This window comes from Ottowia thiooxydans, from assembly GCF_040548795.1.
Lineage (GTDB): Bacteria > Pseudomonadota > Gammaproteobacteria > Burkholderiales > Burkholderiaceae_C > Ottowia > Ottowia thiooxydans_A.
In genome coordinates, this window is sequence record NZ_JBEPSH010000002.1 from 298,139 (window position 1) to 310,018 (window position 11,880).

The 11,880-nt window shown below is 59.8% G+C and carries 8 protein-coding genes; 3 read left to right on the plus strand and 5 right to left on the minus strand.

From position 1 onward, the window contains the following. Positions 1-4 precede the first annotated feature (4 nt). On the plus strand, positions 5-2,800 hold the full coding sequence (locus tag ABIE13_RS04990) for a nitrate reductase (RefSeq protein ID WP_354441708.1): 2,796 nt from the start codon (positions 5-7) through the stop codon (positions 2,798-2,800). Between the two features lie 53 nt (positions 2,801-2,853). After that, the gene (cobA, locus tag ABIE13_RS04995; protein ID WP_354441710.1) at positions 2,854-3,624 is read left to right on the plus strand and encodes a uroporphyrinogen-III C-methyltransferase; all 771 of its coding nucleotides are present in this window, start codon (positions 2,854-2,856) and stop codon (positions 3,622-3,624) included. A gap of 112 nt (positions 3,625-3,736) precedes the next feature. On the opposite strand, the gene ABIE13_RS05000 is transcribed toward cobA, so the two are convergent. The 4 genes from ABIE13_RS05000 to ABIE13_RS05015 form a co-directional block, all read right to left on the minus strand. Next, positions 3,737-4,138 carry a Zn-ribbon domain-containing OB-fold protein gene (locus ABIE13_RS05000; RefSeq protein WP_354441711.1) on the minus strand — a complete coding sequence of 134 codons (402 nt, stop codon included), beginning with the start codon at positions 4,136-4,138 and terminating at the stop codon, positions 3,737-3,739. A 1-nt stretch (position 4,139) separates the two neighbouring features. Further along, positions 4,140-5,306: a thiolase domain-containing protein gene (locus ABIE13_RS05005; protein WP_354441712.1), complete on the minus strand. Its 1,167-nt coding sequence runs from the start codon at positions 5,304-5,306 to the stop codon at positions 4,140-4,142. 118 nt (positions 5,307-5,424) lie between these two features. Further along, on the minus strand, positions 5,425-7,755 hold the full coding sequence (locus ABIE13_RS05010; protein ID WP_354441714.1) for a helicase C-terminal domain-containing protein: 2,331 nt from the start codon (positions 7,753-7,755) through the stop codon (positions 5,425-5,427). Then, complete coding sequence (locus tag ABIE13_RS05015) at positions 7,752-9,428, minus strand: VRR-NUC domain-containing protein (RefSeq protein ID WP_354441715.1); 1,677 nt, start codon at positions 9,426-9,428, stop codon at positions 7,752-7,754. The genes ABIE13_RS05010 and ABIE13_RS05015 overlap by 4 nt, the downstream gene beginning before the upstream one ends. A gap of 166 nt (positions 9,429-9,594) precedes the next feature. Here ABIE13_RS05015 and ABIE13_RS05020 point away from each other — a divergent pair, with 166 nt between their 5' ends. Further along, complete coding sequence (locus ABIE13_RS05020; RefSeq protein WP_354441716.1) at positions 9,595-11,016, plus strand: MFS transporter; 1,422 nt, start codon at positions 9,595-9,597, stop codon at positions 11,014-11,016. A gap of 10 nt (positions 11,017-11,026) precedes the next feature. On the opposite strand, the gene ABIE13_RS05025 is transcribed toward ABIE13_RS05020, so the two are convergent. Beyond that, positions 11,027-11,848, minus strand: coding sequence for an IclR family transcriptional regulator (locus ABIE13_RS05025; protein WP_354441717.1), 822 nt, complete (start codon positions 11,846-11,848; stop codon positions 11,027-11,029). Between the last annotated feature and the right edge of the window lie 32 nt (positions 11,849-11,880).

Consider the following 11,880-nt stretch of genomic DNA (forward strand, 5'->3'; position numbering starts at 1 on the left):
AGCCATGGCAGAAACGCGATCCACCTGTCCTTACTGCGGCGTCGGCTGCGGCGTGCTCATCCAGACAGAAGGCGCGCAGATCACCGGCGTTCGTGGAGACCCCGACCATCCTGCAAACTTCGGAAAGCTGTGCTCCAAGGGAAGCACGCTGCACCTGACAGCCACACAGTCAGTTGCCGAACAAACCAGACTGATGCACCCGCTGCAACGCCAGCGGCGGGACGCTGCACCCGAAGGCCTGAGCTGGGACAGCGCGCTCGGCACGGCCGCCGAGCGTTTCGCCAGCATCATCGGTCAGCACGGGCCAGACGCGGTGGGCTTTTACGTGAGTGGCCAATTGCTCACTGAGGACTACTACGTCTTCAACAAACTCGCCAAGGGCTTGATAGGCACCAATAACATCGACACCAACTCGCGCCTTTGCATGAGCAGCGCAGTAGCAGGCTACAAGCTCACACTCGGTGCCGATGCGCCCCCCGCTTGCTACGACGATGTCAACCACGCCAACTGCCTGTTCTTCGTGGGCAGCAATGCCGCATGGGCCCACCCGGTCCTGTTTCGCCGCATAGAAGAGGCTCGTGCAGCCAACCCCGCCATGAAGGTGATCGTGGCAGATCCCCGTCGCACGGACACCGCAGAAATGGCGGACTTGTTCCTCCCCCTTCAGCCCGGCACGGACACGATGCTTTTCCACGGCATGCTGCACACCATGCTGTGGGAAGGGTGGATAGACGCCGACTATATCGAGCGGCACACCACAGGGTTTGCAGAACTCAAGACTCTGGTGCGCGAGGCCACGCCCGAGCACACCGCCCAAATCTGCGGCCTGCGCAAGGAGGACATCCGCCAGGCCGCGCAATGGTTTGCACAGTCAGGCCCCACCCTCAGCCTGTATTGCCAAGGACTGAATCAGAGCGTCAACGGGACGGCCAAGAACGCCGCGCTGATTAATCTACACCTCGCCACAGGCCAGATAGGCAAGCCGGGAGCGGGCCCCTTTTCACTCACAGGCCAGCCCAATGCGATGGGTGGGCGGGAGGTCGGAGGTCTGGCCAATCTGCTCTCGGCGCACCGCGATCTGAGCAACCCAGCGCATCGAGCAGAGGTTGCCGCGTTGTGGGGCGTGGAATCCGTGCCGGCTCAGCCCGGCAAGACCGCCATAGAAATGTTCCAGGCAGCAGCGGATGGTGAAATCAAAGCCCTGTGGATTGCATGCACCAACCCAGCTCAAAGCCTGCCCAACCAGTCCACCGTGCGGCGCGCGCTGGAGCGAGCCGAGTACGTTGTGGTGCAGGAAGCTTTTGCCACCACAGCCACCTGCGCGTTCGCAGACCTGCTGCTTCCGGCCACAACCTGGGGAGAAAAGGAGGGCACCGTGACCAACAGCGAACGCCGTATCTCGCGTGTACGCCCGGCGGTCCCGCCCCCTGGCAACACCCGCCATGACTGGCAGATCGCCACGCAGTTCGCACAGTGCCTGGAGCCACTGCTGCGCCCTGGCCAGCCCACCTTGTTCCCCTACGCCAAGGCGCAAGATATCTGGAATGAGCACCGCGAAAGCACACGCGGGCGCGATCTGGACATCACCGGTCTCTCTTGGACCATGCTGGAGGACAACGGTCCTCAGCAATGGCCACTCAAAGAGGGTGCGCAGCAAGGCAAGGCGCGGCTGTACGAAGATGGCCAGTTCCCCACGCCCGATGGCCGTGCGCGCTTCAGTGCCTTGACCTGGCAACCGGTTGCGGAGCCCCGCACCGCCCGTTTCCCTTTCAGCTTGAACACGGGCCGGCTGCGTGATCAGTGGCACGGTATGAGCCGCACAGGGCAATTGGGTCGCCTGTTTGGCCATGTGCCGGAGCCTTGCCTGCAAATGCATCCGCAGGACATGGCGCGCCGCGCACTTGGCGAGGGCGATCTTGTTCACATCACCAGTCCGCGCGGAACCATCATCGCCCCTGTGCAAGCCGATGACAGCCTGGCTCTCTCGCAGCTGTTCATGGCCCTGCACTGGGGCGGCGAATACCTTTCTGGCAAGTCTTCCACCGGCGAGCGCCTGGCCGGTGTCAACACGCTCACCAATCCCGCCTTCTGCCCGCTGTCCAAGCAGCCTGAGTTCAAACACACGGCCGTCAAAGTGCTGAAGGCTGAGCTCCCCTGGACTCTGCTGGGCGTGGCATGGTTGCCGGACGCACAGGCCACGCGCGAGGCCCTGGCGGCATTGATGTCTGAGTTCGACTTCGCCTCCTGCGTACCGTTTTCCAGCCAAATGCCATTGGCTGGCGCCGCTCATGCACGCCATGGCGTGTTGCTCCGTGCCGCCTCTTATGAAGCTCCCGATGAGAGCCTGGTAAAGCGCATCGAAGCATTGCTTGGCCTCACGGGTCCGGATGTGCTTCGCTACGCCGACAAGCGCCGACAACAGAGCCGCGCCCTGCGTCTTGCGCGGCAGGCACAAGGCACTACGGTAGAGGCCCTTCTGCTGGCAGGCGACGCGCGCGCCGGCTCGTGGCTCACGACACTGCTCAAGGAAAGCCTGCCTGCACAAACGCATGGACGCTACCTGCTGATGCCCGGCAACCAGCCCCCTGCTGACGTTCCTGCGCGTGGCAAGCAAGTCTGCACGTGTTTCAACGTCGACGAACCAGCTATAGAAGCTGCACTCGTGCACATCGAAGGCGATGACAGCGCCCGTCTCCAGCAACTGCAGGCCCAACTGCGTTGCGGGACCAACTGCGGATCGTGCCTTCCTGCCGTAAAGCAACTTATAACTAAAAGCTCTAAAGAACGCGCAACAATATAGCCATTGAGCGTATCAAACCTTCCACGATTAAAGACCTCTGCCCGACACACATCATGACCAACGCATCAGGAACCTGCACTTTGGTGGGCGCCGGCCCCGGCGATCCAGAACTTCTGACGCTGAAGGCGCTCAAGGCCATTCAATCAGCCACCGTGCTCTTCGTCGACGATCTGGTGAGCGATGCCATCGTGGCTTATGCGGCACCGACTACTCGAGTGGTCTATGTGGGCAAGCGTGGCGGATGCAAGAGCACACCCCAGGCTTTCATTGAAAAACTGATGTTGCAGGCGGTTCAGGAAGGCGAACACGTGGTGCGCCTCAAAGGCGGAGATCCGTTCATATTCGGCCGCGGTGGTGAAGAGGTGGAGCACCTGCGAGCGGCAGGAGTCAAGGTTCAGGTGATCAACGGCATTACCGCAGGGCTGGCGGGCATTACTGCATTGGATGCACCACTCACCCACCGTGACCACGCGCACGGAGTGATATTCCTGACAGGCCATTCAAAGCCCGGAAGAGACAGCACCGATTGGCATCAGATCGCTCAGACCGCGCGGGATGCCAAGCTCACGTTGGTCATCTACATGGGCGTGAGCGGTGCAGAGCGCATTCAGGCCGACTTAATGCACGGCCTGCCGGCCTCTACGCCAGCGGTCATCATCCAGAATGCCAGCTTGCCACAGCAACGCCATGCCGTCACAACGCTCGGTGATCTGCACGCCACCATCGCGCGTGAGGGGCTTGCCAGCCCCTCCGTGATGGTGATTGGTGATGTGGTGCGCGGCGTGGCCGCGATGGGCCAGGAGCCTCTGCGCCTGCAAGCCTGATCGATTCAGTAGGGCCAGCCCCCTGGGAATGCCGAGCAGGCGCTCGGCGGTCCCAGCGAACTGCCTTCGCTTTCAGTAACAGGTCCGTCAATAGGTGGCCAGTGAAGGGACCTCAGACAGGGGTGAACATAGGTACCGCGGGCCCACCATCGCTGGGCTTGAACACCACCCGCACCTTGTCGCCGATGCTGATCGAATCAAGATCGCAATCCACGATGTTGCTCATCATGGTGACGCCCTCATCCAAGGTGACGTAAGCAATCGCATAGGCAATGGGTCCTGCTTTGCGCGTCACGCTCAGTGAGTAAATCGTGCCAGTTCCGGCGGAATCGCGAAACTCGGTTTTGTCGCTGCCGCAGAAGGGGCACAGAGGTCTGGGGTACCAATGGGGCTGGTTGCAGGCGGTGCAGTGCTTGACCAGGAAGCGCCCCTCATCCGCAGCGTCCCAAAACGGCTTGTTGTCCGGATACACAACTGGGGCCGCAATTTTTCGGTCTTGATAGGGGGTAGCCATGTCACTGCCTTTCGAGAATGAGTGTGGCGCTTGCGTGCCGGGAACCCAGGGAACCGCCAGTGCCTTGCGCGAGCGCCAGGGCGCAGTTCTTGACTTGCACTGCCGGGTGAGCTTCGCCGCGGAGTTGGCGAACAGCCTCAATGATCTTGGTGATGCCACCGCGGTTGGCGGGGTGGTTGTTGCACAGCCCACCACCATCTGTGTTGAAGGGGAGCTTGCCCACGCCCGAAATCAAATTGCCGTCAGCCACAAACTTCCCGCCCTCGCCCTTCTTGCAAAAACCCAGATCCTCGAGTTGCATGATCACTGTGATGGTGAAGCTGTCGTAGATGGAAGCGTATTGAATGTCGGACGGCTTCACGCCAGCCTCCGCAAAGCAGGTAGCGCCAGAGCGCGCAGCCGCAGAAAATGAAAGATCGTGCCTGCCGCCGTTCGTATTTTTAAGTGCTTCCCCGGCCCCCAATACGTTCACGATGGGGCGATTGAGTGAGCGTGCAATCTCTGGCCGAACCACCACGATGGCACCGCCACCATCAGACACCACGCAGCAATCCAGCCGGTGAAGCGGGTCAGACACCATGGGCGAATTGACCACGTCTTCCACCGTCACGACATCGCGCAACATGGCGTTAGGGTTGTGCTGCGCATGATGCGATGCCGCGACCTTGACCCACGCCAACTGCTCTGCCGTGGTGCCAAACTCATACATGTGGCGCGCGGCGACCAAGGCGTAGTTGTTCACCGTCACACTGGCATAGGGTGCCTCAAACGGCACATCGGGCAGGTTGGCGCCGTAGCTGCGCGGCTGCAGTCCGCTTGAAGCCTCAGAACGCGGACGGCCCGCCAGCGTGATGAGGGCAATATCGCATTTCCCAGCCATGATGGCCTGGGTGGCATGGGACACATGAGCCAGGTAGGAAGAGCCACCAACGTCCGTAGCATCGAAATGGCGGGGCTTCAAGCCCATATATTCAGCCATGTTCATGGGACCCAGGCCTGGTGCGTCCCCCGCGCAGAAGTAGCCGTCTACGTCCGATAGTTTCAGGCCGGCATCGGCCAATGCACCGACCGCGCTCTCAAAATGAAGTTGTGCAACGGTCTTGTCCGGCGCCTTGCGGGTGGGGTGCTCGAAAGCGCCCGCTATGCAGGCTCTACGCTTTATAGTCATCTCTACACATCCCTCGTTAAAAATGAAAGCATGCCACGGTTCGGGCCAGCAGGCTGACAACTTTGTGACCGTGAGCTGGCTGTACGGGGAGCTTTCGAAGCGATAGACCGCAACGATCTTAAGTGCCCACCTTCCACCATCCTGGAAGCAAGGCCCTCACCTCTCGCCGCCGGTAGCGATCATCAATCAAGAACACCACCCCTCGGTCTTCTTCGCTGCGAATCACCCGCCCGGCCGCCTGCACTACCTTGCGCAGGCCCGGATAAAGGTAGGTGTAGTCGTAGCCCTTACCTTGTCCAAAGTAGCGCTCCATCACGCCCTTCATCTGCTCGTTGACAGGATTGATCTGCGGCAAGCCCAGGGTAGCTACGAAGGCACCAATCAAACGCTCGCCAGGAAGATCGACCCCCTCTGAGAAGGCACCGCCCAAGACGGCAAAACCTACGCCACGTCCCTGTTCCGTGAACTTCGAAAGGAAAGCGACGCGACTGGCCTCGTCCATGGAAGGCGTCTGAAGCCAGATAGGCAATTCAGGATGCGCCAACCTCACACTTTCTGCCACCTTCTGCAGGTAGTCAAAGCTACTGAAGAAGCACAGGTAATTGCCAGGCTGGCGCACGTACTGCTCGGCCACCAGATCCGCGATAGGTTGCAGAGAGCGTTCCCTGTCGCGGTAGCGCGTGGAAATGTGGGTGGTCGCACGAACGCTCAGTTGTTCGGCTTTGAATGGGGACTCGACCTCGATCCAAGGAGTCTCTTCCGGCAAGCCCAAAGTGTCCCTGTAAAAGTCTGACGGACTGAGCGTGCCCGAGAACAGGACGCTCGCCTGAGCGGCCGCATGGCGTGTCTCAAGATACGGCGCCGGGATGACGTTGCGAATGCACAAGGTTGAAAAAGGCGTGCGGGCACGATCTGACGCGGCGGTATGTCCCGAGTGACTCAGATCGAACAACGCATGCTTGCCCATTTCCTCTGCCAGCGTCAAAAAATGCTGGGCTTCCCAGTAAAAGCCCAGAACCAGATCGCCAGGCATCATCGGCGCGTCCGACTGCGCGTCAGTTATGGCGCTTACTGTGCGCTGCAGGGCGCCCAGCAGGGCAGACGGTACGGTGTCATAGGCCTTGAACTCCTCTTCCTGGGAATTGTTCATGGCATGCCATACGCGATGCAAACGATCTAACGCGTCGCGCACCGGCTTGGACGATGGCTCGACCCCCACCGCCTTGCGCGCGTCGGCCAATGCGAACTGCGACAGCTCAGCCGTGTACATGCGTCGCGCCCGCTCCAGCAAGTTGTGAGCCTCATCCACCAGCACCCCAACTTTCCACTGCTCCGCTTGCGTCAGCGCATAAAGCATGGCTGATGTGTCATAGAAATAGTGGTAATCGGCCACCACCACATCGCTCCAGCGCACCAGCTCCTGGGCCAGGTAGTAGGGGCAGATCTGCTGCTCCAATGCCACCACGCGCACGCTCTGCGCGTCCCACGGCTGCGTTTGTGCAAGAGCCGCTGTCCGCGCTGCCGGAAGCCGGTCATAAAACCCCTTGGCCAGCGGGCAGGAATCTCCGTGGCACGCGCTCTCCGGATACTCACACACCTTATCGCGCGCCTGCACATCAAGTACCCGTAAGCGGCAAGGTGAGGCTTGCCCCTCGAGCTGGGCATTCACAGTCTTCAAAGCATCCAACGCCAGTGCATGGCCAGTTCCCTTGGCTGTGAGGAAAAACAGTTTGTCCAGCCCCTTCACTTCATTTTTTGCGGGTGCCGCCTTAAGCATGGGAAAGATGGTGCCCAGCGTCTTGCCGATGCCCGTGGACGCCTGAGCCATCAGGCATTGACCCGAAGTGTCAGCGCGCGCCGAACGGTACACCGCAACAGCCAGTTCCCTCTGACCGGTTCTAAAGCGCTCCATGGGAAAACGCAGCGCCGTCAGAGCGGTGTCACGTTGCTCACGGTGGGCAGCCTCACTATGAGCCCATGACAGAAAGCGCGCGCACTGATCATCAAAGAAGGTCTGCAAGTCCGAAGACTCCAGCATCTCACTGAATACAGTTTCTTCTCCTGTACCCACGTTCAGGTAAACAAGCGCCACACGCAGCTGAGTCAATCCCCGTTCCACGCACAACAAATGCCCGTAGACCTTGGCCTGCGCAAGATGAAGAGCGCGATGGTGCTCACGAATACCCTCGATCTTGCCGCGATAGGTCTTGATCTCCTCCAGTTGCACAAGCTGAGGATCAAATCCATCGGCGCGCCCCCGCACCTGCAGATCTTGGTATTGGCCAGACAACCTGACCTCGGTCTCGTACTCCTTGTGGCGGCGAGACTGAACGAGGACGTGACCGGCGATGCCTTCCATCGCACTGGGCGCAGGCGTGTAGCGCAAGTCCAGATCGCCCGCCTTGGCAGTGAATTCGCACAGCGCCCGAACCGCCACGGTGTAGCTCACGCCAGGTCCTCAACGGGCATACGCCAGAGAACATGGCAGACCCGCACCGGCAAGCCATGCCCGGCGCAGTAGTGCAACCAGCGAATCTGGTTGTCCTGCAGCCTGTCCCCTGGCGCTTTGACTTCAACCAGTTCATAGCGGCGCTCCGCCGGCCAAAAGCGTACCAAGTCTGGAAAACCAGAACGGTTGCTCGCCACATTCAGCAACAAGCGCTGAAAGAACAATTTCAAGTGCTCGGCCGGAATGCAATCCATCGCTAGCGTTAACAGGGACTCACTCAAGGCACCCCAAAAGACAAATGGAGATTGAAGGCCGCGCTTGTCTTCATAACGCTCTTGAATCACCTCCCGATAAGTGCCGTCGTCGAGTTGGGTCAGGCAGGCATTGAACAGGCTTTCACGGCGCTGAACGAAATCCGGAGAGTCGATATCTGCCGGGCCGCTTTGGAACGGATGGAAAAACGCGCCCGGCAAAGGCGCAAATATGGCAGGCCAGCAAAGCAGGCCAAAAAGCGAGTTGATCAGCGCGTTCTCTACATAAAAAACAGGGGCATCTTCACAATGCCAGTGGCCACGCAATACATATTCGACAGAGGTCGGTTCAGCCGGACAATCAAGCTCAATATCCATGCGCAAATGTGCAATGGCAGATCGCAGACTGCTGGCCCTGCCATCAGGCCCCCGGCCCAGAGCGCGCTGCAGACGAGGCAGCATGCGCGCTACCCGCTGGCTCTCTTCGTCGCTTTCGGGTGCAGCTTGAGACGCCAGGGCACAGGCCATAGCATCTTCATACCGGCCCATGCGTTCATACATTCGCATGCGTCTGTGGCGGGCACCAGGGTAGTCGCACAAGGCGTAGGCCTGTTCGGCGCGTGTCCAATCCTGCGCCCGCTCGCACGATTGACCAATGCGAAGCAAAAGCTTGGCGCGACGCTTCTCTATCCAGGGGTTCTCGCTGGGACGGGCCGCTACGGCCGCAAGCAACTCGTCCAATTCTTCAGCGTCCACAAGAGCCTCTCGACAGGCATGCAGGAAGAGGTAGTGATCTACATCGCTTCTGCATTGGAACGCCCTGGAGGATTTATCGAAAACCACCGTTTCGTAGCGAAACACCCCCAGATCTGCCAGCACAAACTCGGACCAGTCCTGATAAAGATTGCCAAAAAACATCAGCCGAAATCGCTCGCATAGCTCCCCCACTGTGACGCGCCATGCGGCATCGTCGGCGTGAGGGTTCCACTCGGTGTAGGTCCGGGGCGTCCCATGTACGGCTTGCAGTGCTTTGAGGATGTCAGACTTGCGCACGTCCGCACGCACCCCGAGGTCGCCAAAGATCCGCCTCAGTTCGGGCTTGGTATGCAACGAAAACAGCTCATCCAAGCCCATGGCGCTGCGTGCATCCAACCAGCCCATCGCCAGCAACGGTTGCGCAGCCAGGTGGACGTCCGGTATTTCCTCATAGGCAAGCTTGGACGCCAGGAACCACGGGCCCCGGCGCATTAACAAACGCACGATAAGGGCTTGAGAGGGCTGGTCCAGTTCTGCAAACCGGGCAAGGAACAGTTGTTCCTGCTCGTCAAGAACGTCTTCATAGCGCTCACCTATCCAGCTCAAAGCTTGCTGGAAATTGCGCAGGTAATAGAAGCGGTGCGGAGGGAGCGTTGGCCCGGACAAGGAAACACCCGAGAACTGATGTTTTATACAGCCATCATAACAAACTGTCTCCACCACCCGCCGCAGGCCCCATGCGAGCAGTTGAGGTATAAGCTCTATCATCAGTCTCCATTAGCAGACTCGCAAGATTGACGCGCTTCAATTGCCGACAAATCCGCTGACCGAAGTGAATTCCGACGCCATCCGTTATCGCATCGTTCCGCTGATCGTGGCCTGTCCCTTGTTCCTCCAGAACCTGGACACCTCAGTGATGGCCACCGCGCTCCCTTCCATCGCGGAATCGATGCAGGTACCAGTGCTGGACCTCAATCTGGCTATCGCGTCCTATGTCATCAGTCTCGCCATTTTTCTGCCCGCGAGCGCCTGGCTTTCGAATCGCTTCGGCGCGCGCCGAGTATTTTGCGCGGCAGTCATTGTCTTTTCTATTGGTTCGGCACTTTGCGGTATGGCTCAAACGCTTGCGCAGCTCATAGTGTTTCGCTTGCTGCAGGGAGCCGGAGGATCCATGATGGTGCCGGTGGGCCGGAGCATCCTTTTGCGTTGCATCCCCCCGGACCGAATGGTGAGCGCGATGGTCTGGTTCACCATACCAGGAGCTATCGGGCGCATGATGGGACCGTTCTTTGGAGGTGCCATCGTCACCGTTGCGTCCTGGCACTGGATTTTTCTCGTGAACATCCCATTCGGGATTCTGGGCGTTGTTCTTGCGATGATGTTCATTGACGCGGACGAAAAGCTTGCGCCTGAATCTGCGGGCAGCATGGATTTCCTGGGCCTCGCCATGCTCGGCACCGCGCTTCTAGGCCTGCTGGGTGGCCTGGAGCTTTCTGGCAAGCACCTGCTGCCGCCCGCACTGGTGGCCGCAATGATCGTAGTGGGCACCGTTGCCTTGTGCCTCTATGTCATTCATTGCCGTCGCCACTCCAATCCAATTCTGGACTTCTCGGTATTACGGTTTCCAATTTTTCGAGTGTCTGTTCTGGGAGGCTTGCCGGTCCGAATAGCAGTCATTGGCGCCGTGCCATTCCTGCTGCCGTTGCTGTTTCAGATTGGCCTGGGCATGTCCCCCTTGAAATCAGGCCTCATCACCATGTGCATCGCCTTAGGTAGCCTCACTACCCGGGCTGTGCTGACGTACGTGATTGGGCGCTTTGGGTTTCGAACACTTCTTATCGCAGCCTCGCTGATCATGGCATGCCTGATCGCGAGCTATGGGCTGTTCGCCGCCAGTACACCGGTATGGTTGATCTGCGGTTTGCTATTTCTGGGTGGATTGGCGACCTCCATGGTCATGGTGACGCTCAATACCGTGGCCTATTCCGATGTACCTCGTGCGCGCGCATCGCATGCGACGGCCATGGCATCCATGACCCAGCAACTTGCCATTGCGCTAGGCGTGGTGATAGGGGCATGGGCTGTAACTTTCTCCGGCCACATACGCCACCCCGCGACAGAGGGCTTGCAGGCCAGCGACTTTGCCATTGTGTTCGTTGGCGTTGCGCTGTTGAGTGCATGGTCCGCCCTGTCGTTCAGAACACTGAAAAGCGACGACGGAAGCGAACTCAGGCAGCAGCGAACGGGCACTTAGAACCCCTCATTCACTCGTCGCCATCGGAGTAGCCCAGCTTTTCAGAAAGCTGGCGGCTCACTCTGCGAACGGCTTTGGCCATCTTGCCTTTCGGTGAAGCGTCAAATCCTTGAAGTAGGCCGAGCACGGTCATAACACCGGCAAGGTGGCCGTCGCGATCAAAAACAGGCGCAGCCACGGCGCTTACCTCTGCCAGCATGCTGCCACGGGTGGTTCCGCACGCCATGCGACGAGCTTCCTCAGTCCGCACCTTGCACGCAGCCCTCTCAGCCGCCCGCTCGCTGGGCGGAAGTTGGAGCAATGCCCTTTCCACCGCCTCAGCAACAGCGACCCCCGGGCCCCAGGCGCAATAGACCTGGCCGGTAGCGGACCGCAGAAGGGGCATGACTGTTCCAAGGCGAGCGAAGACCGTAAGAGGCCGCAAGCCTTGCTCCCAACGCACAATGACGGGCCCAGCCGGCGACCAGATGCTGAAGAACGAAGCCTCGCCCGTCTCAGTACTGAGTTCATGAAGAAAAGGCGCGCTGAAGTGCTGGATCTCAAGCCGATCTACAGCCGTCAGACCCAGGCGAATAGCAAACGGTCCCAAGCCGTAACGAACTGGGTCTTCCTCCTTGTGCACGAGTCCCGTCTTCAAGAGGCTCACCAGATAGTGATGCACGCGCGCCGGTGCGAACCCACTCGCTTTCGCTATAGACGTCACGCCAAGGGGCACCTGAGCCTTGTGCAACACGTCAAGAATGGCGGCCGCGCTCTCCACCGCGGCTACGCCTCTTTGCTGAGGCTCGGCAGCAGCCAAGCTTTGCTCTCCTGAACGGCGGATCTTGGACATTTTCCAGTAATGATGCCAGACGTGCTTCCCGC

Coding starts and splice junctions, on each gene's coding strand:
- ABIE13_RS04990 (WP_354441708.1), top strand. CDS start 5: ATGGCAGAAACGCGATCCACCTGTCCTTACTGCGGCGTCGGCTGCGGC.
- cobA (WP_354441710.1), top strand. CDS start 2,854: ATGACCAACGCATCAGGAACCTGCACTTTGGTGGGCGCCGGCCCCGGC.
- ABIE13_RS05000 (WP_354441711.1), bottom strand. CDS start 4,138: ATGGCTACCCCCTATCAAGACCGAAAAATTGCGGCCCCAGTTGTGTAT.
- ABIE13_RS05005 (WP_354441712.1), bottom strand. CDS start 5,306: ATGACTATAAAGCGTAGAGCCTGCATAGCGGGCGCTTTCGAGCACCCC.
- ABIE13_RS05025 (WP_354441717.1), bottom strand. CDS start 11,848: ATGTCCAAGATCCGCCGTTCAGGAGAGCAAAGCTTGGCTGCTGCCGAG.